Annotated in this window: 17 protein-coding genes and 1 pseudogene; 6 read left to right on the forward strand and 12 right to left on the reverse strand. The window is 59.2% G+C overall.

Annotated features, from left to right (window positions below):
- Positions 1-551: 551 nt before the first annotated feature.
- The 4 genes and pseudogenes from J0G10_RS05945 to J0G10_RS05960 all read right to left on the reverse strand — a co-directional run.
- Positions 552-767, reverse strand: a pseudogene (locus J0G10_RS05945) (DUF6124 family protein); the annotation flags it as partial.
- Between the two features lie 83 nt (positions 768-850).
- Entirely contained in the window at positions 851-1315 is a 465-nt protein-coding gene (locus J0G10_RS05950; protein ID WP_220557943.1) for a hypothetical protein, read from the reverse strand.
- Between the two features lie 340 nt (positions 1316-1655).
- On the reverse strand, positions 1656-2030 hold the full coding sequence (locus tag J0G10_RS05955) for a DUF6124 family protein (protein ID WP_220557950.1): 375 nt from the start codon (positions 2028-2030) through the stop codon (positions 1656-1658).
- Positions 2031-2434: 404 nt separating this feature from the next.
- The gene (locus tag J0G10_RS05960) at positions 2435-3403 is read right to left on the reverse strand and encodes a LysR family transcriptional regulator (RefSeq protein ID WP_007914118.1); all 969 of its coding nucleotides are present in this window, start codon (positions 3401-3403) and stop codon (positions 2435-2437) included.
- 276 nt (positions 3404-3679) lie between these two features.
- Between J0G10_RS05960 and J0G10_RS05965 the strand changes: the two genes are divergently transcribed.
- From J0G10_RS05965 to J0G10_RS05980, 4 genes are all read left to right on the forward strand, one after another.
- Entirely contained in the window at positions 3680-5179 is a 1500-nt protein-coding gene (locus tag J0G10_RS05965) for an efflux transporter outer membrane subunit (protein ID WP_095049812.1), read from the forward strand.
- Positions 5180-5319: 140 nt separating this feature from the next.
- Positions 5320-7512 carry an FUSC family protein gene (locus J0G10_RS05970; RefSeq protein WP_095125429.1) on the forward strand — a complete coding sequence of 731 codons (2193 nt, stop codon included), beginning with the start codon at positions 5320-5322 and terminating at the stop codon, positions 7510-7512.
- On the forward strand, positions 7502-7702 hold the full coding sequence (locus J0G10_RS05975) for a DUF1656 domain-containing protein (RefSeq protein WP_007914106.1): 201 nt from the start codon (positions 7502-7504) through the stop codon (positions 7700-7702). The genes J0G10_RS05970 and J0G10_RS05975 overlap by 11 nt, the downstream gene beginning before the upstream one ends.
- Positions 7703-7712: 10 nt before the next feature.
- Positions 7713-8579 carry an efflux RND transporter periplasmic adaptor subunit gene (locus tag J0G10_RS05980; RefSeq protein ID WP_095049814.1) on the forward strand — a complete coding sequence of 289 codons (867 nt, stop codon included), beginning with the start codon at positions 7713-7715 and terminating at the stop codon, positions 8577-8579.
- Positions 8580-8699: 120 nt separating this feature from the next.
- Here J0G10_RS05980 and J0G10_RS05985 read toward each other — a convergent pair whose 3' ends face one another.
- Together J0G10_RS05985 and J0G10_RS05990 are read right to left on the reverse strand one after the other, a co-directional pair.
- On the reverse strand, positions 8700-9098 hold the full coding sequence (locus J0G10_RS05985; protein WP_220557952.1) for a DUF4440 domain-containing protein: 399 nt from the start codon (positions 9096-9098) through the stop codon (positions 8700-8702).
- Positions 9016-10464 carry an MFS transporter gene (locus J0G10_RS05990; RefSeq protein ID WP_245398023.1) on the reverse strand — a complete coding sequence of 483 codons (1449 nt, stop codon included), beginning with the start codon at positions 10462-10464 and terminating at the stop codon, positions 9016-9018. Before J0G10_RS05990 ends, J0G10_RS05985 begins: the two co-directional genes overlap by 83 nt.
- 109 nt (positions 10465-10573) lie before the next feature.
- Between J0G10_RS05990 and J0G10_RS05995 the strand changes: the two genes are divergently transcribed.
- A complete protein-coding gene (locus tag J0G10_RS05995) occupies positions 10574-11455 on the forward strand; it encodes a LysR family transcriptional regulator (protein WP_095049817.1) in 882 nt (293 codons plus the stop codon).
- 109 nt (positions 11456-11564) lie between these two features.
- On the opposite strand, the gene J0G10_RS06000 is transcribed toward J0G10_RS05995, so the two are convergent.
- Positions 11565-12389, reverse strand: a complete 825-nt coding sequence (locus J0G10_RS06000; RefSeq protein WP_220557954.1) for an SDR family oxidoreductase — start codon at positions 12387-12389, stop codon at positions 11565-11567.
- Between the two features lie 35 nt (positions 12390-12424).
- Positions 12425-12889 carry a multidrug transporter gene (locus J0G10_RS06005; protein WP_095050988.1) on the reverse strand — a complete coding sequence of 155 codons (465 nt, stop codon included), beginning with the start codon at positions 12887-12889 and terminating at the stop codon, positions 12425-12427.
- A 178-nt stretch (positions 12890-13067) separates the two neighbouring features.
- Here J0G10_RS06005 and J0G10_RS06010 point away from each other — a divergent pair, with 178 nt between their 5' ends.
- Positions 13068-15902: an RHS repeat domain-containing protein gene (locus tag J0G10_RS06010; protein ID WP_095125431.1), complete on the forward strand. Its 2835-nt coding sequence runs from the start codon at positions 13068-13070 to the stop codon at positions 15900-15902.
- A gap of 281 nt (positions 15903-16183) precedes the next feature.
- On the opposite strand, the gene J0G10_RS06015 is transcribed toward J0G10_RS06010, so the two are convergent.
- The 4 genes from J0G10_RS06015 to J0G10_RS06030 form a co-directional block, all read right to left on the reverse strand.
- Positions 16184-17635, reverse strand: coding sequence for a mannose-1-phosphate guanylyltransferase/mannose-6-phosphate isomerase (locus tag J0G10_RS06015; RefSeq protein ID WP_095050986.1), 1452 nt, complete (start codon positions 17633-17635; stop codon positions 16184-16186).
- A gap of 207 nt (positions 17636-17842) precedes the next feature.
- Positions 17843-18499: an alginate O-acetyltransferase AlgF gene (locus J0G10_RS06020; RefSeq protein ID WP_007914291.1), complete on the reverse strand. Its 657-nt coding sequence runs from the start codon at positions 18497-18499 to the stop codon at positions 17843-17845.
- 14 nt (positions 18500-18513) lie between these two features.
- Positions 18514-19689, reverse strand: coding sequence for an alginate O-acetyltransferase (locus J0G10_RS06025; protein ID WP_095125432.1), 1176 nt, complete (start codon positions 19687-19689; stop codon positions 18514-18516).
- A gap of 10 nt (positions 19690-19699) precedes the next feature.
- Positions 19700-21265: an MBOAT family O-acyltransferase gene (locus J0G10_RS06030; RefSeq protein ID WP_095050984.1), complete on the reverse strand. Its 1566-nt coding sequence runs from the start codon at positions 21263-21265 to the stop codon at positions 19700-19702.
- Positions 21266-21339: the final 74 nt, after the last annotated feature.

Genomic DNA, 21339 nt, shown 5'->3' on the forward strand with positions numbered 1-21339 from the left:
CTTGGCGGCCTTTGGGCCGACCATGCTCTTGGGGTTTTTGGGTGTATATCCGTTGCTTCGGGGGCTGCGGCTGGCGGTTTCGCCCTTACGGCGACTCACTTTTTTACAAGCGCCTAAAAAAGTAAGCAAAAAACGCTTGCTCCTACGTGCGGCCCGCTCGCTGGGGCTCGGGGTTCCTTCGCTCCGGGATTGATCCGGGCGCAGCGTCTACGGTTTGCTTCGCTGCACCTCCTCTCGCTGTGTTTGGCTGCGCCAAACGGTCGCTGCGCTCCCACGCCCGGATCAATCCCTCCACTCAGCCTTCCGACGTCGCCCTACAGATCAAGAGCTGCAGCCGAGCTAACGCTCATCCTGTTGAGTGGTGAAGAGCGCGGCGCGCTTGGCTTTGGGTTTGTGGTGTTCTTGCCCCTCACCCCAGCCCTCTCCCGAGGGAGAGGGGGCCGATTTGTGTGCTTTTCAAAACCTGAGTTCAACGCGGTATCGCACGTCGGCGTAGGTCTGCCAAACACCTCGGTCAGTCCCCTCTCCCTCGGGGAGAGGGTTAGGGGATTTTAGCTGTGTGACGGGGATTGCGGGATTTCGTGGTTATCCAGCACGCGATTCACCGCCAGTTCAGCGAGCATGATGATCTGCTGAATCGCCAGAATCGTCCGCCGTTGCGGCAGGTCGATGTAGGCGGCGATGTCGCTGGTCATGAGGCTGGCTTGGGCCAGTGATTCGCAGGCGTGGACCAGCAGGCTTTCGCTGTCCTGTTCGGGGGACATCTGAACACGGTGGCTTTGGGAAGCGGTATCAACATTGGCTGATACCTGCTTGTTCCTGCACTTGGGGCAGACTTTGCGACCTACCTTTACCCCTCGATAATTTCAAGGCCTTTGACATCAATCTGACCATCATGAACTTGATGCAACTCCCATGTATCGAAATCCAAGAATGTGAAGTTGAAGACGGCCTTGAAAATGCCTTTGGCAATGTTGAACTCTTCTACAACAATAAATCCTGCGTTTTTAGCGCTTGTATAGCCTTTTGTATGTGAGCCTGATGTATATGAAAATCTGAACGGAGAGGGAAAGTGCTCCGTGCTGAATTCATGCCTTCCAGGCTTAATGTTTGCGTCAAAAGTGAGGTTGATAGTGAATGAGATGGTAGAGGATTTCTGGTAAGTTGCTTTTAGTGCGACTATCTTATTATCGGTAACAAAATGGTCGGGTTTTCCTTCGAACTTGTCGGTGACGTAGTCTTTGTTTAGTTTGGCAATTACAGTGCCTTCACCTGATTTCTTAAGTTTGTCGAGTTCCAGATCTTTAATAGGCATGTCTTGCTCCTTCAAGGTTAGGTCGGTGTGACGACATCCATTGTTCAGCTAAAGCGATAAAATGGGTACTGTCAGATCTGACAGGTTTTCTATATAGATTGGCTATTAAAAATTGATCGGAAGATGATTTTTGGAACTTGATTGCCCACTTCAGGTTTGCGTCCATTGAACGATGCTTAAGTTGTGTCAGGCCGTCATCCGGCATCATTCAAGGGAGAGGGAGCCGATTTGTGGGCCTTTCAAAATCTGAATTCGACTCGGTATCGCACGTCGGCGTAGCTCACCCAAACACCTCGGTCAGTCCCCTTTCCCTTTGGGAGAGGGGTAGGGTGAGGGTCTTTTAGCTGTGTGTCGGAGATTGGGAAATTTCGTGGTTATCCAGCACGCGATTCACCGCCAGTTCAGCGAGCATGATGATCTGCTGAATCGCCAGAATCGTCCGTCGTTGCGGCAGGTCGATGTACGCGGCGATGTCGCTGGTCATGAGGCTGGCCTGTGCCAGGGATTCGCAGGCGTGGACCAGCAGGCTTTCGCTGTCCTGTTCGGGGGCGATCTGGAACATGGTGCTGGGTTTGTGGAAGCGCAGGGTGAGTGCGTTGGGTTTGAGGTAGTGGTCGAGGGCGCGCTCGGCGGCTTCGTGGAATTTCTTTGAGCCGGGGAATTCGTAGGGGGTGGTGTCTTCCGCTTCTGGCGGATTGGGACTGTGTTTGATCATGGCAATATCCTTTTAAAGAGATGGAGCTGCCATGTTTCGTTTTCCAGGCGAAAGGGGTGGCAGCTGTACGCGGACTGGAAAAACCGGCAAAGGATCAAACCCGGCAGACCCGAAGGTCTCCCACGTACAGCCGCCATAACAAAACTTCGGCGCCGAAAAAGCGCGGCATTATGTCATGTGCTGTGATCCTGCGGGTTTTCCAGACCCGGTCGCTGATGCGTCAGCGACACCCAAATCCTAGCCACCGCACTTCCGACGGACAACCTGCAAAACCTGTCGGAAACATCCGCGAAATCCCCGTTCTGTAGGAGCTGCCGTAGGCGGCGATCTTTTGATTTTTAAACATCAAGATCAAAAGATCGCCGCCTGCGGCAGCTCCTACGGGTTTCGTGGTGTGTTGAAAATCAGTTGGCGACGCGTGCGCCGGCGAGGCTGCCGCTGAGTTCGTAGGCGGCCAATTCGGCTTGGTGGGCGGCGAGAATCTCTGGCAGCGAGCCGCGCAAATACTCAACCCACGTCTTGATCTTCGCATCCAGATATTGCCGCGAGGGGTAGATCGCATACAGGTTCAGCTCTTGCGAGCGGTAGTTCGGCATGACCCGCACCAGTGTGCCGTTACGCAAACCTTCGATCGCCGCATACACCGGCAACACGCCCACGCCCATGCCACTGGTGATCGCGGTTTTCATGGCGTCGGCGGAGTTCACCAGAAACGGCGAGCTGTTGATGGTGACCATTTCCTGGCCTTCCGGGCCGTCGAAGGCCCACTTTTCCAGGGGGATCACCGGGCTGACCAGGCGCAGGCAGGCGTGGTTGAGCAGGTCGCTGGGCTTTTGCGCGGCGCCGTTGGCTTTCACGTAGGCCGGGGAGGCGCAGACGATGCTGTAGGTGATGCCCAGGCGTTGCGACACAAAACCTGAGTCCGGCAACTCGCTGGCGAGCACGATGGACACGTCGTAGCCCTCGTCGAGCAGGTCCGGCACGCGGTTGGCCAGGGTCAGGTCGAAGGTCACGTCCGGGTGGGTTTTGCGGTAGCGGGCAATGGCGTCGATGACGAAGTGCTGACCGATGCCGGTCATGGTGTGCACTTTCAATTGCCCGGCCGGGCGTGCGTGGGCGTCGCTGGCTTCGGCTTCGGCCTCTTCGACGTAGGCAAGGATCTGCTCGCAGCGCAGCAGGTAGCGCTTGCCCGCTTCGGTGAGGGCAATGCGCCGCGTGGTGCGATTGAGCAAACGGGTTTGCAGGTGGGCTTCCAGGTTGGAGACCGCGCGCGAGACGTTGGCGGTGGTGGTGTCGAGTTGCACGGCGGCGGCAGTGAAGCTGCCGGCTTCGGCGACACAACTGAAGGCGCGCATGTTTTGCAAAGTGTCCATGGGGTGCTCTCAAGGGAGATGGCAAATTGTGACACGAAGTTTCGGGGGCTGAGACCCCAGACTTAAGGATTATCTCGTTAACCGTAACAAAGATTCACAGAAATCCCAGCTTATCGCCGTACGGGGCCTTCCATAGAATTGCGCCGATCCCTGTAGGAGCTGCCGAAGGCTGCGATCTTTTGATTTTGTTTTAAGGGAATCAAGATCAAAAGATCGCAGCCTGCGGCAGCTCCAACACGGGTTCTCGATCTACCCCTCTCTCAGGAATTCGCAGCTGTGCCGCGTCGCATCAACAGAGCGCTTTTGCCGCTCAGTGTTCTGGCTTTTACCCTGGGTCTTGGCGGCTGCATCTCAACGGACGGAATTGCCCCACAGGGCACGGCAATGGAGGCCAATACACTGGCCACCGACGATGCCATCGCCCACGCCGCCCGTGACGCCAACTGGCCTACCGCGCAATGGTGGCAAGCCTACGGCGACCCGCAACTCAATCGCTGGATCGACCTCGCCGTGCAGGGCAGCCCGAGCATGGCCATGGCCGCTGCGCGAGTACGTCAAGCCAAAGCCATGGCCGGTGTCGCCGAATCCGCCGAGTCATTGCAGATCAATGGCGAGTCGACCCTCAAACGCCACAACTGGCCGACCGATCAGTTCTACGGCCCGGGCGATCTGGCCAACACCACCACCTGGGATAACAACGCCGCGTTGGGTTTCAGCTACGCGCTCGATCTCTGGGGCCGTGAAAGCAATGCCAGCGAGCGGGCGGTGGATCTGGCGCACATGAGCGCCGCCGAGGCGCGGCTGGCGCAGCTGGAATTGCAGAACAACATCGTCCGCGCCTACATCGAACTGTCGCTGCATTACGCGCAGCGCGACATCGTCGCCGCGACGCTCAAGCAGCAGCAACAGATTCTCGATCTGGCGCAGAAGCGCTTGAACGGCGGAATCGGCACGCACTTCGAAGTCAGCCAGGCCGAAACGCCACTGCCGGAAACCCATCGTCAGCTCGATGCGCTGGATGAAGAAATCGCCCTGAGTCGCAACCAGATCTCTGCGCTCGCCGGCAAAGGTCCGGGGGCGGGCGCACAGTTGCAGCGCCCGACATTGTCCCTCGGTGCTGCGCTGAAACTGCCATCGGCATTGCCCGCCGAATTGCTCGGCCAGCGGCCCGATGTGGTCGCCAGTCGCTGGCAAGTGGCGGCGCAGGCGCGCGGTATCGATGTGGCGCATGCCGGGTTTTACCCCAACGTCGATCTGGTCGGCAGCCTCGGCTACATGGCTACCGGCGGGGGCGCGCTGGAGTTTTTGACCGGCAAGAAACTCAACTACAACGTTGGTCCGGCGATCTCGCTACCGATCTTCGACGGTGGCCGACTGCGCGCCGAATTGGGTGAGGCCTCCGCCGGTTACGACATCGCCGTGGCGCATTACAACCAGACGCTGGTGAATGCGCTGAAGAACATCTCCGATCAGTTGATCCGCCGCGAGTCGATGGACAAGCAGCAAGGCTTCGCCGCCGAGTCGGTGGCCACGGCGCAGAAGACCTACGACATCGCGATGATCGCTTATCAGCGCGGCCTCACCGATTACCTCAACGTGCTCAATGCGCAGACGTTGCTGTTCAAGCAGCAGCAGGTGCAGCAGCAGGTGCAGGCGGCGCGGTTGAGTGCGCATGCCGAACTGGTGACGGCGCTGGGTGGTGGGCTGGGGGCAGGCAACGACGTGCCGACCGCCGAGAAAACCCAAGCGCCGAAAACCCCGGTTCTCCTGCATTGAACACACATCAAATTGTAGGAGTGAGCCTGCTCGCGATAGCGGTGTATCAGTCAACAGAAATGTTGGATGTAAAATCGCCATCGCGAACAGGCTCACTCCTACAGGTATCGCGTCTTGCCTGAATTCTTGAGCACAATTAAATGACTCCCTTGCCCGCACCTCTGCGCTGGCTCTACTCCCTGGAATGGCGCCGTGGTTTCTTCGACTGGGCGCGCAGCGATGGCGTGACCTGGGTCTACATCTTCAAGGTGTTGATCGCCGCATTCCTCACCCTGTGGCTGGCCATGCGCCTGGAATTGCCGCAACCGCGCACGGCGATGATCACCGTGTTCATCGTCATGCAGCCGCAGAGCGGCCAGGTGTTTGCCAAGAGTTTCTATCGCTTCCTCGGCACGTTGGCCGGGTCGGCGATGATGGTCACGCTGATTGCGTTATTTGCGCAGAACACTGAGCTGTTCCTCGGCTCGCTGGCGATCTGGGTCGGCATCTGCTCGGCCGGTGCCGCGCGTTGCCGTAACTTTCGCGCTTACGGTTTTGTCCTCGCCGGCTATACCGCGGCGATGGTCGGGCTGCCGGCGCTGGCGCACCCGGACGGCGCATTTATGGCGGCGGTGTGGCGGGTGCTGGAGATCTCGCTGGGGATTCTTTGCTCGACCCTGATCAGCGCCGCGATCCTGCCGCAAACCGCCAGCGCCGCCATGCGCAACGCCTTGTATCAGCGCTTCGGCGTGTTCGCGCTGTTCGTCACCGATGGCCTGCGCGGGCGCAGCAAAGCCGAGTCTTTCGAGGCCAGTAACGTACGCTTCATCGCTGAAGCCGTGGGCCTTGAAGGCTTGCGCAGCGTGACCGTGTTCGAAGACCCGCACATGCGTCGGCGCAACGGCCGATTGAGTCGTTTGAACAGCGAGTTCATGGGCATCACCACGCGCTTCAACGCGCTGCATCAGTTGCTTGAACGCTTGCGCGGCAACGGCGAAGAACATGTGGTTGCCGCGATCAGACCGGGTCTGCAGGATCTCGCCGAAGTGCTCGACGGCTTCAGCGGTCGTGCTCTGACCAGCCCCGACGCCGCCCGTTTGGCGACAGCGCTGGCGACCTACAAGGAGGGGCTGCCGGCACGGGTTCGAAGCTTGCGAGCAATCTTCCAGGAAACCGATCCAAGCGAAGCCGAGCAACTGGATTTCCACACCGCCTACGAACTGCTTTATCGCTTCGTCGACGACCTGCACAGTTATGCACAGACCCACGCGTCATTGGCCGATCACCGCCACGAACGTGAGCGCTGGGACGAGCCATTCACCCCGCAAACCAACTGGTGGGCCGCCGCCGCGTCGGGCATTCGCGCCTCGTTCATTCTGGTGGTGCTCGGCAGTTATTGGGTTGCCACTGCGTGGCCAAGCGGTGCGACGATGACCCTGATCGCCGCCGCCACCGTGGGCCTGTCCGCCGCTACACCGAACCCGAAACGCATGGCTTTCCAGATGGCGTGCGGCACGTTTCTCGGTGCGCTGATCGGCTTTGTCGAGATGTTTTTCATCTTCCCGTGGATCGATGGTTTCCCGCTGCTGTGCGTGATGCTCGCGCCGGTGATCGTGCTCGGCTCGTTCCTCACCTCGCGCCCGCAATACGCCGGTGTCGGCCTCGGTCTGCTGATCTTCTTCAGCACCGGTTCTGTGCCGGACAACCTGACCATTTACAACCCTTACACCTTCATCAACGACTACATCGCCATGGTCATGGGCATGCTGGTCTGTGCCGCTGCCGGGGCGATTATTCTGCCGCCGAACAGTCGCTGGTTGTGGAAGCGCCTGGAGCAGGATCTGCGTGGTCAAGTGGTCTATGCGATCAGCGGCAAACTCAAAGGTCTGGCCTCGAGTTTCGAGAGCCGTACCCGCGATTTGCTGCACCAGGCCTACGGTCTCGCGGCCGGTCAACCGAAGGTGCAGAAGAACCTGCTGCGCTGGATGTTCGTGGTCCTGGAAGTCGGCCACGCAATCATCGAGTTGCGCAAGGAACAGGCGATTTTGCCGGTGCACCCGGCCTATGCCGAATCGCAACCGTGGCGGCAGGCAATCCGCGTGATGGGCCGCGCGCTGGTGCGACTGTTCCTGCAACCGAACGCCAGCAATCTCGAACGCGCACTGGTCGCGGTCGACCATGCGATCAGTCGCGTAGCGGCCACTGACGAACCGTTCGCGCCGCACTTCGATACCTCGGCGCTGCGTCGGGTGAAAAGCTATCTGCACTTCATCCGCACTTCGCTGCTCGACCCGCAATCTCCACTCGCTGCCTACGCCGTCGCCAAGCCCGAAGGACTTGCCCATGCCTCGTGAAATCGCCTTCCACGGCGTGTACATGCCGACCATGACCTTGATGTTTTTCATCGCTGCGGCACTGGCCTGGGCGGTGGACCGCTTCTTGTCCGGGTTCGATCTGTACCGCTTCTTCTGGCACCCGGCGCTGTTGCGCCTGAGTCTGTTTACCTGTCTGTTCGGCGCCATGGCGCTGACTGTCTACCGTTGAGAACATCGTGATGAAAAAGTTTTTCAGCCTGCTCGCAACCCTGTTGGTGCTGGCCCTGGCACTGTGGATCGGCCGCACGCTGTGGGAGCATTACATGAACACGCCGTGGACTCGAGATGGCCGAGTCCGCGCCGACATCATCAACGTCGCCGCCGACGTCACCGGTGAAGTGATCGATGTGCCGGTGCGCGACAACCAGTTAGTGAAGAAGGGTGATTTGCTCATGCAGATCGACCCCGAGCACTACCGCATCGCGGTCAAACAGGCGCAGTCGCTGGTCGCCTCGCGCAAGTCGACGTGGGAGATGCGCAAGGTCAACGCCCATCGCCGCGCCGATCTGGACAACCTGGTGATCTCCAAGGAAAACCGCGATGACGCCAGCAACATCGCCGACGCCGCGCTGGCCGATTACCAACACGCCCAAGCACAACTGGAAGCCGCCGAACTCAACCTCAAACGCACCGAAGTACGCGCGGCGGTCGACGGTTATGTGACTAACCTCAATGTGCATCGCGGCGACTACGCGCGCATCGGCGAGGCGAAAATGGCCGTGGTCGACATGAACTCGTTCTGGGTTTACGGCTTCTTCGAAGAAACCAAACTGCCCCACGTCAAAGTCGGTGACGAGGCCGACATGCAGTTAATGAGCGGCGAAGTGCTCAAGGGCCACGTGGAGAGCATCTCGCGCGGCATTTATGACCGCGACAACCCGGAAAGCCGCGAGCTGATCGCCGATGTGAACCCGACGTTCAACTGGGTACGACTGGCGCAGCGGGTGCCGGTGCGGATTCATATTGATGAAGTGCCGGAAGGTGTGCTGCTGGCGGCGGGGATTACCTGCACGGTGGTGGTGAATCAGAGCACGGTGGTTAACTGACAGACCGTGTGGCTCCTTTCGCGAGCAGGCTCGCTCCCACAGAGGTCATGCATTTCAAATGTGGGAGCGAGCCTGCTCGCGAATGGGGGCGACTCGGTATTTCAGACCAACACCGAGCAATCACTCAGCGCAAAACGTCTCCTGCAAATGCAGCCACAACACCCGCCCGGTTTCGAGTTTTTCAAACACCACGGTCGAACGCCGATCCGTGTGCACACCGCTCGCATCGCTTTGCTGTTCGCGGTAACTCACGGTCGCGCCGCGCTGATGCAGGGCAATCACACGTAACTCACTGAGCTGGATTCTGAAACCTTTCTTCTGTCCGCCTGCGGCTCGGAACAGCAGGCGCAAGGCATCGATATCCAGCGCTCTGCCCAACGGCGTCACCATGGAAAAGCGTGGCGAAAAACGCGCCAGCAAGCGCTGCAGCGCGGCGTCATCTTCTTCTACGGCAAACCATCGTTCGATGGCTTCGTGCGCCTGGATCACTTCGTCCAGGTAGGGTGTGGCGTCGTTCATGCAGTTTTTCCTCAAGGGCAGTCGGGTTCAATAGCGCGAGCACGTGGGTCGAGTCGAAACGCAGGACGGCGACCATCGGCAACAGCGTGAGCAGGGCGGCAGCGATAAAACAGGCTTGGAAACCAACACCGCCCAAGGCGCCCAGCAGTGAACCGAGCAGTGCCGCCGCGAGGCAGAAACCGAGTTGACGATTGATGTTCCACAGGGCACTGGAGTGGCCCATTTTTTCTGGCGCGATGCCAACAAAGGCCAAGGTCTGCGCGGTGACGCTGCACAGGCTACCGCCCAGCCCCATCAGGGCATAGGCGATGATCAGCGGCGTGCTGGCGGGTTGTTCGCTGCGCATCAGCAAAACGATGCCCAGGCATTGTAGGAGCATGCCGGCGCTGAGCAATGGCTTGGGGCCAAGGCGGTTGAAGCTGCGCTTGCCAAGCATGATCGCCACGCCCGAACCGACTGCCCACGGCAGCATCAGCGCGCCGGTTTGTGCCGCGCCGACACCGAGGTTGTGCAGGTACAACACTGCAATCATGTGGGTGCCGGTGAACACTCCCGGCACGCACAGGTAGATCAGCATTGCCACACGCAGCGACGGGTTCTTGATCAGTTGCAGGTCGAGGATCGCGCCGGGTTTGCGCCAGCCATCGCGCAGGTAAATGCACAGGGTCAGAAGGCTCAGCAGCAGGGCAATGATGCCGAGGTTACGGGTGTCGGCGTCGCTCAACAGACTGATGGCGATCAACAGTAAACTTAGCGCCGAGGCTGCCAGCAGCAGGCCGCGCGCGTCCAGCGTCGGGCGTTCAGTCAACGGTTGATCGGCTTTCAACCAGAGCAGGCCAAGCCCAAGTGCGAGCAGTGTCACCGGCAGATTCAGGTAAAAAATCCAGCGCCACGACAGCGCTTGAACGATCAGTCCACCGGCCGCCGGCGACAGTGCCGGCACCAGCAGCGCCACCAGCAACACCACTCCGGTGAAGTGCGCGCGTTGCGTCGCCGGGAACTGTCGATACGCCAAGGCCTGGCCCACCGGCAGCAGCAGTCCGCCACCGAGGCCTTGCAGCAGTCGCCAGGCAATCAGGCTTTCAATCGATCCCGCCTGCGCCACCAGTGCCGAGCCCACACCGAACAGCAGCAGCGAGGCGAGGATCAAGCGCCGCTCGCCGATCCGGGTCGCCAGCCACACGCTCAGCGGAATGATCAGCGTGAGGCCAAGCATGTAGGCGTTGCTGATCCACGCCAGTTGCGTGACCGAGGCGTGCAATTGTTGCGCGATGTCGGGGTAGGCGATGCTGGCGACGAACATGTTCAGCAGGTCGAGCGCGAAGCCCAACAAATACACCAGCGCGACTTTCGAACGATAAGCCATGGCAGCTTCCCTGTGATGAGACGTGCAGGGTAGGGCGCTTCTGGTCATAGGAAAACGCTGGTTTGGCTGCTAGTTTGTCAAAATTATTTTGACAATGGGTGCCTTGGATATGGTCAGTCTGGATCGGTTTGACACCTTCAAAGCGGTGGTCGAGGCGGGATCACTCACGGCTGCTGCTGACACATTGGGGCAAACGCGAGCCGTGGTCAGTTTCAACCTCAAGCGCCTGGAGGAGGAGCTGGGCGTGACCTTGCTCACCCGCAATACGCGGCAACTGGCGCTGACCGATGCCGGTGAGCGCTTTTATCGACGCTGTTTGCGCACGCTGGATGAGGCGCGGCTGGCGATCGAAGAGGCGCGTTCGGAGCACGCTCAGCTTAAGGGCACCTTGCGCATCACCACGACTGTCGAATTTGCTCTGGCCCAGGTGGTGCCGGCGCTGGAAGTGTTTCGCCAGCAGCAACCGCAACTGAATATTCATTTGTCCACATCATCGACCCATGCCGATTTGATTTCCGAGCGGTTTGACCTGGCGATTCGTCTGGGGCGCATGCACGACTCCAATCTGCGTGCAGTGCAGTTATCGACGTTCGAAGTGTTTGCAGTGGCGGCGCCGGGGTTGGTCGAACGCTTTGCGCCGGTGGCCACGCTGGCAACGCTGGAGTCGATGCCGACGTTAGGGCATGGGCGGGTGCCGGAAATGACCGTGAGCGATCCGGCCGGTGTGGAGCATTTCTATCAGCCTAAACCGGGGAACACCGCGATTGTTGCGGATAACTCGGCAACGCTGCGGGCCTTTGCATTGACCGGGCAAGGTGTGGCGATACTGCCGCAATGGTTGATTCAGGACGATCTCGATGCCGGGCGGTTGCAGCGTTTGCTGGTGGATTACCGGTTTGCGCAGCAGGGGGTGTATGCGCTGTACCCTGACACCCGGCATTTGCCGCTGAAAGTGCGGGCGTTCATTGATTTCATGAAGGGCTGGGGATGAGTGTTGGCTGATCTGGCCTCTTCGCGAGCAGGCTCGCTCCCACAGGGGACCTTCGGCATGACAGATATCCAATGTGTGCGAGCCTGCTCGCGAAAGCGTCAACCCGGTCTCAGAGCTTTGCGCGCAACCCGAACCGCTTCATCAATGTCCACTCCAGCAACCCTTTAGGCAGCAACGCCGCCAACAACGGCAACGCCCGGCTGCCATTACCAATACGAACCCGCCGTGGCGGTTTGCTCTGCTGCACAGCCTTCAACAGTTCAGCGGCAAACTCACTGGCCGGGGTCGGCTTGTCCTGCGACGCCTTGGCCCGCGCGCGAATGCCTTCACGCAGTGGAAACCACGGCGATTGTTCATTGATCAACTGCTCAGCTTCATGCCCGGCGTTCTTGGCAAAACTCGACTGGATCGCCCCCGGTTGAACTTCCATAACGCGAATGCCGAACGGTGCGAGCTCCATGCGCAGTGCATCGCTCAACGCATGCACCGCCGCTTTCGATGCGCAATAGGCACCGGCGAACGGCGTGACCAGAACCCCTGAAACACTGCCGATATTCACCACCAGACCCTTGGCCCGGCGCAGCACCGGGAACAGCGCGCGCGTGACCCCGACAATCGAAAACACGTTGGTCTCGAACTGGCGTTGCATCGTCGGCACGCCGCCGTCGAGCAGAGGCCCCATGGCGCCATACCCTGCATTGTTGATCAGCACATCGAGGCCGCCGTGTTGCTGGTTGATCCGCTCGCCAAGCTGCTCCAACGCCGCATTGTCATTGACGTCGAGTTGCACGGCTGTGAACCCGGCTGCCGCCAGCAACGCCACGTCTTCAGCCTTGCGCGCACTGGCCCAGACCTCGTAGCCAGCAGCTTTGAACGCATCGGCGAGGGCGCGGCCGATGCCGCTGGAACAACCGGTAATCAACGCAACGGGCATGGCGCTTTCCTTGTGCAAAAAATCGTGGGAGGGGATCAGTCGGAGAAACTACCTTGCAATCGCTCGGCGCGAAACTCCAGGGTTTGCGGGCGATAACCGGAGCGTAGCGGCGGCATCGGCAGGCAGTCTTCCCAGTCGCCGCCGGCCTGCAATTCGCCGGGGCCACGATAGCGCGGGGCGGTGTATTGGTTGTCGGCCAGATTGACCGTGTCGCCCGGCGCGTAGGCAGCGATGCGCCAGCGCAGTTCGGTCAGGGGCACGTCGTTGCCGTTTTTCATTTTCAGTTGCAGCGGACGATCGGCCGGGCATTGTTCCGGGGCGTAAGCGATACGCATCTCAAGACGCGCCAGTTGCTTGACCTCGCGGTTGTCCAGCCACACCACCCACATGGCCACAAAACCCAGGCCAATCGCCGCCGCCACCGAAACCGGCAAAGCTTTGGCCGGGTAGCGCAACAGCAGGATCAACCAGGTGATGACCAGCAGAATGCCGATGAACATGTTGGAACGCTCCTTGAGTTCGTGCACACCATCCTACCGAAGGGCTGTCGGAATGGACATTCGGCTGTCAAACCACTGCACCGTTGGTCGGGACTGTAATTTCTGACAGTTGGCATGTGCGCCTCGAGTTGCTTTGCTACTGGCAGACAAAAGGACGCTATGGTTGCGGAGGGATATCGTGGGCGTGCATAGCAAAACACCGTCACTGCTGGTGCGCGACCCGCGTGGACTGTCGATACGTACGGTCGATTATTGGTGCAGCGAAGAGATTGGCCCGGCTCAGGCTCTGGTGCACCGCACCTTTCATGATCCGGCGGGGCGGCCGGTCGCTCAGTGGGATCCGCGGTTATGGACCCTGCACGCAGACGATTCGCTGGTCCGCGCCAACCTGACCACGGTGTTTGCGTTGAGCCGACAAGTACTGCGCTCGGACAGCGTTGATGCCGGAAGGCAAATCGCCTTGCCCGGGCTCGCTCAGCAAGTGCTGTTCGAGTGGGACAGCCGCGGTACCTCTCGCGAAGTGCAATACGATCAGTTGTTGCGTCCGATGGTGGTATTCGAAGAAGGACAGACCCAACCGCGACGCTGCGTCGAACGTTTCCTGTACGGCCAGCCCGGCGTCGCTGACCCGGTCCGCAACCAGCTCGGGCAACTACTTCGCCATGACGACCCGGCGGGCAGCGTGTTGTTGGAAGCCTTTGCCATCAGCGGTCAATGCACTGAAAACATCCGGCAATTCACGCAGGATCCGGTGACTCCTGACTGGCCCGAATCGGTGGCTGAACGGAGCCGGTTACTGGAACCCGGCGAGGGGGCAACAACCCTATGGCGTTTCGGGCCGCTGGGCCAAGTGATCGACCAGCTCGATGCACGGGGCAATCGCCAAGGCAGTGAATTGTCACTCGATGGGCGCTTGCGGGCCAGTCACCTGCAATTGAAGCACCAATCTGAACCGCGAACGCTGGTGAGCGATATCCGCTATAACGCGCAGGGGCAAGTCGAGTACGAACGGGCGATTAATGGCGTCGTGACGACATTGACTTATCGACCCGAAGACGGTCGCTTGCTGAAGCGCTACGCCGCCAACAGCGCTGGTGAAGCATTGCAACATTTGCTCTATGACTATGATGCGATGGGCAACGTACTGAGCATTGAGGACAAGGCCCTGCCGATCCGCTATTTCGCCAATCAACGCATCGATCCGATCAGTCGTTTCAACTACGACAGCCTTTATCAGCTGAGGGATGCAACCGGCTGGGAGGCGGGCTCTGCGAGCCAAGGCCCAGCCTCCATTCAACGTTTCGATCCGGCGGCGCTGAGTAACTACCGCCAGACCTACCGCTACGACGAGTCCGGCAACCTGCTGGAGTTGACTCATGTCGGCGTGCGTAACGGTCGCAAGATGAAAGCCTCTCTTTTCAGCAATCGCTGTCTACCTTACAGAGATGATGTTCCGCCCACGGAAGATGAAATCACGGCGGCATTCGATCCCCGAGGCAACCTGCGGGCACTGGAGCCTGGGCGGCCACTGATGTGGAGTCTGCGTAATCAACTGCAGTCGGTGACTCCTGTGGAGCGGGGCGATGAGCGCAATGATGTTGAACAATATGTCTACGACGGTGGAGGCTTGAGGGTGCGCAAAACTCGCTCGTTGCAGACAAACATCCGTGGCCTGGTTTACGACGTGCGCTATTTGCCAGGACTGGAACTGCGCAGCAACACCGGTACTGCAGAACAGCTGCAAGTGATCATCGCCGAGGGTGTACTCAACAGTGTGCGCGTGCTGCATTGGGAAAGTGCACTGCCCGGTAGTGCCAATGACCATTATCGCTACAGCCTTACTGATCATTTGGGATCGACCAGTCTGGAACTGGGCAAGGATGCCCGGATTATCAGTCAGGAAACCTTTGATCCCTTCGGTGAGACGGCGTGGAGCAAGGACACCGAAGTCAGTTACAAAACCATTCGTTATTCGGGCAAGGAACGGGATGCGACGGGGCTGTACTGCTACGGTTATCGCTATTACATGCCTGGCTTGCAGCGGTGGCTTAACCCGGATCCGGCGGGTGCTATCGACGGTCTTAATCTGTACCGGATGGTGCGCAACAATCCGCTGACTTACAAGGATGCGGATGGAGCCGAAACCCGAAAAAAACAGGCCAACGGTTTATGGACGCCAGTGCTCGCGGTCGGCGCGGATCGTGACATTCCAGGGGCGGTTCCTGTTGATGCAGGTAAAGCGCACAACTCGGTGTCGTTCACCGCCAAAGCGACCAATATTCGCGAGGCGTTAACGGTTCCGCAATTCAGTCAACAGACCGTCAATACCGACTTGTTCATGCCCCAAAAGGCTGGGTATTCCAAGGACATCGCTTCGCAACTTGCGAAGAAGCAGGGTGGCGCCAGCTTGATATTTTCCATGCAGCGAATAAGTTACAGCGGCCCTGTACGCGGAGAGTTCAATGCGATCAAGGTTGTCGATATTCCTGGCGGGGAAATACCTGACCAATCCAGCGCCGTGTCAGGTTATTGGGTGGCTCAGGGTGGTTATATCGACATACCGATGCATCCAAAGGGGACCGAACCCGAATACGTTTTTACGCCCGGGTTCAGTGGTTGCTCGCTGACCGTCGATCAGCTGAATGACAACACTTTGAGGGTACGGCATGTTGAGGGTAATAAAGAGGCAGACCAATACAATCGCTTGTCATCAGCCGATCATGGAATGGGCATGAGTGTGGCCATGGAATACATGGACTATGGCTTCGATAATGAAGGTGGCAAGGTCGTAACCCAACTAACTGCTTTCGCTTTCATGAAGTACGAACCCAAAACCAAGTCTTGGGATATCCACTATCAGAGCAGTCAGGGGGCGGCAACGATCGGGGTTTATTCCAGAGAACGAAAACTGTTCGGAGGATCGAAGTCCTTTGCCAGTGTGATGGAGAAACCGAAGGTGCGAAGGACGATGAGCAAGCAAGCGGTTACCGTCCGCGCACGCCCACACGGGTAAAACAACTGCCTGAATCGATGTGGCGAGAGTCGCAAAGCATAAACATCAGCGCCGCGTAAAAATGTTGAATCGGGGAAAGAGATTTCGCGCTCCTGTCCTCATGACTCAACACGGAGGAAAAAACTGTCAGTCAGCGATACTTCGTATTGATCAATCGGGACGCTGTCGAAAAAAGGGCAACACTGTTCAGCTCGGTAGCGTTTTAAAAAAAGCCCCCGCCCAACCCGCTGCGGATAGGGGACGCAGCGGGCTGGACGGGGGCTTCTTGTTTTATCGATCAGTTATTGCGCGATGGTTTTCACCGACACGCCGCGTTCGATCGGGGTGGAGCGGCCGTAGATATCTTCGAAGCGTTCGATATCGTCTTCACCCAGGTAGCTGCCCGATTGCACTTCGATGATTTCCAGCGGGATCTTGCCCGGGTTGCGCAGGCGGTGCACCGAGGCGATCGGGATGTAGGTCGACTGGTTTTCGCAGAGCAGGAACACGTTTTCATCGCAGGTCACTTCGGCGGTGCCGCTGACCACGATCCAGTGTTCGGCGCGGTGGTGGTGCATCTGCAGCGACAGGCACGCGCCCGGTTTCACCGAGATGTGCTTGACCTGGAAGCGCCCGCCCATGTCCACCGAGTCGTACGAGCCCCACGGACGGTAAACCTCGCAGTGGTTCTGGGTTTCGCTGCGGCCTTGCTCGTTGAGCGTGTTGACCATCTGCTTGACGCCCTGAACCTTGTCTTTGTGGGCGATCATCATGGCGTCTTTGGTTTCGACCACGACGATGTTTTCCAGACCGATCACCGACACCAGTTTGCCGTTGCCGTGGATCATGCAGTTCTTGCTGTCCTGAATCACTACATCGCCTTTGGTGACGTTGCCGTTGGCGTCCTTCTCGTTGACTTCCCACAGCGACGACCAGCAACCGACATCGCTCCAGCCAGCGGTCAGTGGCACGACGCAGGCGCGCTGGGTTTTTTCCATGACGGAGTAGTCGATGGAATTGTCCGGGCAGCAGGCGAAGGTGGCTTCGTCGAAGGTGATGGTGTCGGCGTCCTGATGGCTGCGCTCAAGGGTCAGCAGACAGGTGTCGTAGATGTCCGGATCGTGCTTTTTCAGCTCTTCAAGGAAGCGGCTGGCGCGGAACAGGAACATGCCGCTGTTCCAGTAGTAACCGCCGGACTCGACGTACTCAGTGGCACGTTTGACGTCAGGTTTTTCGACGAAGTGCGAAACGCGGCTGACGCCTTCGGGCAGCAGCGAATCGCCGGTGGATTTGATGTAGCCGTAACCGGTTTCCGGTTTGGTCGCCGGCACGCCGAACAGCACCATTTCGCCGTTTTCGGCGGCAACGGTAGCCAGGGCCAGAGCACGTTGCAGGGCTTTCTGGTCTTCCAGTACGTGGTCGGCCGGCAGTACCAGCATCAGTTCGTCACGGCCTTCATTGACCAGCATCATCGCGGTCAGCGCCACGGCCGGCGAGGTGTTGCGGCCGAACGGTTCCATCAGGATGCGCTGGCATTCCAGTTTGCGATTGGCCAACTGCTCGTTGACGATGAAGCGGTGATCCTTGTTGCAGACCACGATCGGGGTGTCCATGCCTTCGAACACCAGGCGCTCGAGGGTCTGCTGGAACAGGGTGTGTTCGCCGGTCAGGGCGAGGAATTGCTTAGGGAACTGCTTACGCGAAAGCGGCCAGAGACGCGAACCGCTACCACCTGACAAGATCACCGGAATCATATTGTTTACTCCATAAAATCGATTGGTTAGAGGCACGAACGCTGTGTCGTTTCACTCTTGTTTTTGTCTCGTACCGAGAGGCCGCCGCATTCCCCTGTAGGAGCTGCCGAAAGCTGCGATCTGGTGATCTTGATCTTCAAAAACAAAGTCAAAAGATCGCAGCGTGCCGCAGCTCCTACAGGGGTCAGCGTCTCATCGGAAAAATAATTAGCGAGTCGATACCGGGCGTTTCACCCAGACTGGCGACAGGCTGCTGCCGCTGCCGGTGACGTACAGCACTGCGGCTTCACCGCGCTCCAAGGCGACCGGTTTTACGTCGCCGACTTTCTTGTCACCTTCGTACAGCGCCAGGCTGACTTTCACCGGGTTGATTTCACGTTCGCCACGGCCCTTGGCGGCCACGTTCGGCACCACGTCGGTCTTACCGTCGGCGGTCTTCAGGGTCAGCGGTTTGTCGCTGAGGTTCTGCACACGCACCAGGGATTTCTGCTTGTTCTTGAACGGTGGTTCTTCGATCAATTGCGGCGCGCCGGAAGCGTTGTTGACCAGGGTGTAGTAGTGGTCACCAGCCAGTTTCACCGGCAGGGTCTGGCTGCCAACTTTGGCGCTGTAATCACCGCCCGGCATGAAGCTGAAGTCACTGCTGGCCAGTGGCGCAACGTCGCTCAGGTTGGTGCTGCCGACAGTCGCGCTGACTTCAGCATTGCTGGCGTTATAGACACGCACAAAGGTCGAGCCTTTCGGCGCGGTCGGGCCGTACAGCGCGGCGTCGCCACCGGCGAAGGCAGGGACGGAAAGCACGCTGAGGCCAGCAACCAGTGCGAAGCTTTTAGCGAGACGACGAGGAGTAGTAGTGAAAGTCATGGTGTACCTCTCTTTCAGTTTTGCGCCCGATCGGGCGTCTCGGAGTTAGTGTTGATTGCTACGTTTTGTTGGCGTGCGCCGGCTTGTTTAAGCTCTGCGACCCACTGCGGGTCGGCGTCGCCGATTTCGTTGTTCACAGGCAGATAACGTTCAGGAAACTCCCAGATCAGCACCTGTGGCGGGCTGTTCTTGAAGTCATCGCTTTTCAGGTAGCTGAGCATCGGCAGGATCGGGCCGTGGCCGTCTTCGGCGTAGCTCACCACGTCGCTGTGCAGCGCTTGTTTCAGCGCACCGACGAAGTTCCAGTTGGGGTTGGCGCTGTAGCTGGTGCCGACCAGTGCCACCGGCACTTCATTGCTGGCGAACAGCGCGTCGTCACCGGCAGGCTGATCGCCAGCCGCGACGGTGTTGCGCTTTTGCAGTGGCTCTTGCGCCGGCATCAGGTTTTCGAACAGCGGATCGAGCGGCAGGAACAGACGCAGATCGCCCTTGTGCGTGACCTTCTCCGCTGGCGTGGTAACGAAGCGTTGCGGCTCGCCGCTCAGCGGGAACTTGTCGGCGATGGTTTTCGCCAGGGTGTTCGCGGCAATCTCGGCGCCTTCCGGCGTCCAGTGCGTATCGGTACGCAGGAACACTTGCTGACCATTCTGCTTGGCCTGTTGCAATGGCTTGAGCAGGTCCGGGGCGAGGATCTTGTCGGCCGCCACACGTTGGTGGAAATCCTGATAGAGGTTTTCGTGGATGCTCGCCGGTTTCACTTCACCCAGATGCTCCGGGTACAGACGAACCTTGGCCGGCACGATCGCCATCACCAGTTTCACGCCTTTCGCTTTCAGGGTCTGGCGCACGCCTTCAACCAGCGCGTAGTTGCCTTGCAGGTTCAGCTCTTCGTTGACGATCGGGTTGAATTCCTCATCGCTGTACAACCACTGGTCGCGACCGAGCACCACGCCCGGACGACCTTCGTTGAACAGTTTGAAATCCAGCGCGGCCCAGAGATTGGTGCCCAGACGCTTGATCGGAAACTCTTCGTCATAGTGGGTTTCCACGGCTTTGGTCCAGCGGCCGTTGAGCACCGTCGCATCGGCGTTGGTGCTGAAGCCGAAGAAGCTGCGAACCGACCACAGACCGAGGACCAACAGGGTCACCAGGAACAGGGCGATGTAGAAGATGCGTAATGAGCGGGTCATGTCAGATCCCTCAGAACTGGAAGTAAAGGAACGGCGAGAAGCTTTGCGCCGAGAGTTTGAGAATCGAGGCGATGAACAGCAGCAGGATCAGGCCGCGCATCACGTAGCGCGACCAGTCCGCCGTCCAGTAAGCCGGTTGCACCTGGGCTTCGACGCCGACGGTGTAGCCAGGCTCGTGGATGCTTGCCGGGTTTTCGCCAGGAGCGGCTTTGATCATTCCCGGGGTCGCGGTGGCAGGGCCGTTGGCCTCGACGTTGACTTCAGGTTTGCTCTTGGCTGGCGGCTGATTGGTGTACAGATCGCGCAGACCGAAGAACGCCAGCGTCACGTACGCAACAACCAGAGTCGCCACTTGCAGACCGGTAAGGCTGGCCTGATTGAGTTCCGACAGCGACCAGTCGCCGAAGCTGAACATCGCGCCGTACATGCGCCCGGCAACGTGCAGGTTTTCGGCACGGAAGATCACCCAGCCCATGACTACGAGCAGGAAGGTCAGCGCCCAGCGAATCGGGTTGAGGCTGCGCGGAGAGGTGTTCAGGCCCAGCGCTTTTTCAATCGCCAGCCACATGCCGTGCCAGGCGCCCCAGACGATGTAGGTGATGTTCGCGCCGTGCCACAGACCGCCGAGGAGCATGGTCAGGAACAGGTTGCGATACGTCATCAGCGTGCCTTTACGGTTACCGCCGAGGGTGATGTACAGATAGTCACGCAGCCAGGTCGACAGGCTGATGTGCCAGCGACGCCAGAACTCGGTGATCGACTGGCTGATGTACGGCTGCTTGAAGTTTTCCATGAAACGGAAACCCATCATCAGGCCCAGACCAATCGCCATGTCGCTGTAGCCGGAGAAGTCGAAATACAGCTGCGCGGTGTAGGCCAGCGCGCCAAGCCAGGCATCGCCGGTGGTCGGGTTTTGCAAGGCGAAGCAATGGTCAGCGACCACCGCGAGGGTGTCAGCGATGAAGACCTTTTTGATGAAACCCTGCATGAACCGCGTGCAGCCCTCGGAGAACTTGTCGAGGGTGTGCGTGCGGTTGTTGAACTGGTCGGCGAGGTCGCGGAAACGCAACACCGGGCCGGCAATCAGGTGCGGGAAGATCGCCACGAAGGCCGCGAAGTCGATCAGGTTGCGCGTGGCCGGGGTGTCGCCGCGATACACGTCGATGATGTAGCTGATCGACTCGAAGATGTAGAACGAGATACCGATCGGCAACAGCACGTGGGTGAGGATGAACGGCTCAAGACCGACCGACGTCATCATCGCGTTGATGCTGTCGACGCCGAAGTTGGCGTACTTGAAGTAGCCGAGGATGCACAGGTCCACCGCGACGCCAAGCAACAGCCAGCGCTGCGCCGGTTTGGTCCGCACACCGGCGGCACCGACTTTGAGGCCGATCCAGTAGTTCCACAGCGTGACGGCCGCGAACAGCGCGAGGAAGTCCACACGCCACCAGGCGTAGAACACGTAGCTGGCGATCAGCAGCAGCAGGTTGCGATAGCGTTGCCCGCTCAAGTAGTACAAGCCGAGAAAGATCGGCAAGAACAGAAACAGGAACACGTTGGATGAAAATACCATCCCGATCTCTCCATGTTTGAACCAACAGTCAAGGGCCAAAGCCCCCCCAAACCCCCCGTGGTAGTGGAGGGGCA

Origin of the sequence: Pseudomonas germanica (assembly GCF_019614655.1) — a bacterium.
Classification (GTDB): Bacteria; Pseudomonadota; Gammaproteobacteria; order Pseudomonadales; family Pseudomonadaceae; genus Aquipseudomonas; species Aquipseudomonas neuropathica.

What these genes read in the sequence shown, in the direction of transcription:
- J0G10_RS05950 (WP_220557943.1), bottom strand. Translation starts at nt 1,315, where the DNA reads ATGCCTATTAAAGATCTGGAACTCGACAAACTTAAGAAATCAGGTGAA.
- J0G10_RS05955 (WP_220557950.1), bottom strand. Translation starts at nt 2,030, where the DNA reads ATGATCAAACACAGTCCCAATCCGCCAGAAGCGGAAGACACCACCCCC.
- J0G10_RS05960 (WP_007914118.1), bottom strand. Translation starts at nt 3,403, where the DNA reads ATGGACACTTTGCAAAACATGCGCGCCTTCAGTTGTGTCGCCGAAGCC.
- J0G10_RS05970 (WP_095125429.1), top strand. Translation starts at nt 5,320, where the DNA reads ATGACTCCCTTGCCCGCACCTCTGCGCTGGCTCTACTCCCTGGAATGG.
- J0G10_RS05975 (WP_007914106.1), top strand. Translation starts at nt 7,502, where the DNA reads ATGCCTCGTGAAATCGCCTTCCACGGCGTGTACATGCCGACCATGACC.
- J0G10_RS05980 (WP_095049814.1), top strand. Translation starts at nt 7,713, where the DNA reads ATGAAAAAGTTTTTCAGCCTGCTCGCAACCCTGTTGGTGCTGGCCCTG.
- J0G10_RS05985 (WP_220557952.1), bottom strand. Translation starts at nt 9,098, where the DNA reads ATGAACGACGCCACACCCTACCTGGACGAAGTGATCCAGGCGCACGAA.
- J0G10_RS05990 (WP_245398023.1), bottom strand. Translation starts at nt 10,464, where the DNA reads ATGGCTTATCGTTCGAAAGTCGCGCTGGTGTATTTGTTGGGCTTCGCG.
- J0G10_RS05995 (WP_095049817.1), top strand. Translation starts at nt 10,574, where the DNA reads ATGGTCAGTCTGGATCGGTTTGACACCTTCAAAGCGGTGGTCGAGGCG.
- J0G10_RS06000 (WP_220557954.1), bottom strand. Translation starts at nt 12,389, where the DNA reads ATGCCCGTTGCGTTGATTACCGGTTGTTCCAGCGGCATCGGCCGCGCC.
- J0G10_RS06005 (WP_095050988.1), bottom strand. Translation starts at nt 12,889, where the DNA reads ATGTTCATCGGCATTCTGCTGGTCATCACCTGGTTGATCCTGCTGTTG.
- J0G10_RS06015 (WP_095050986.1), bottom strand. Translation starts at nt 17,635, where the DNA reads ATGATTCCGGTGATCTTGTCAGGTGGTAGCGGTTCGCGTCTCTGGCCG.
- J0G10_RS06020 (WP_007914291.1), bottom strand. Translation starts at nt 18,499, where the DNA reads ATGACTTTCACTACTACTCCTCGTCGTCTCGCTAAAAGCTTCGCACTG.
- J0G10_RS06025 (WP_095125432.1), bottom strand. Translation starts at nt 19,689, where the DNA reads ATGACCCGCTCATTACGCATCTTCTACATCGCCCTGTTCCTGGTGACC.
- J0G10_RS06030 (WP_095050984.1), bottom strand. Translation starts at nt 21,265, where the DNA reads ATGGTATTTTCATCCAACGTGTTCCTGTTTCTGTTCTTGCCGATCTTT.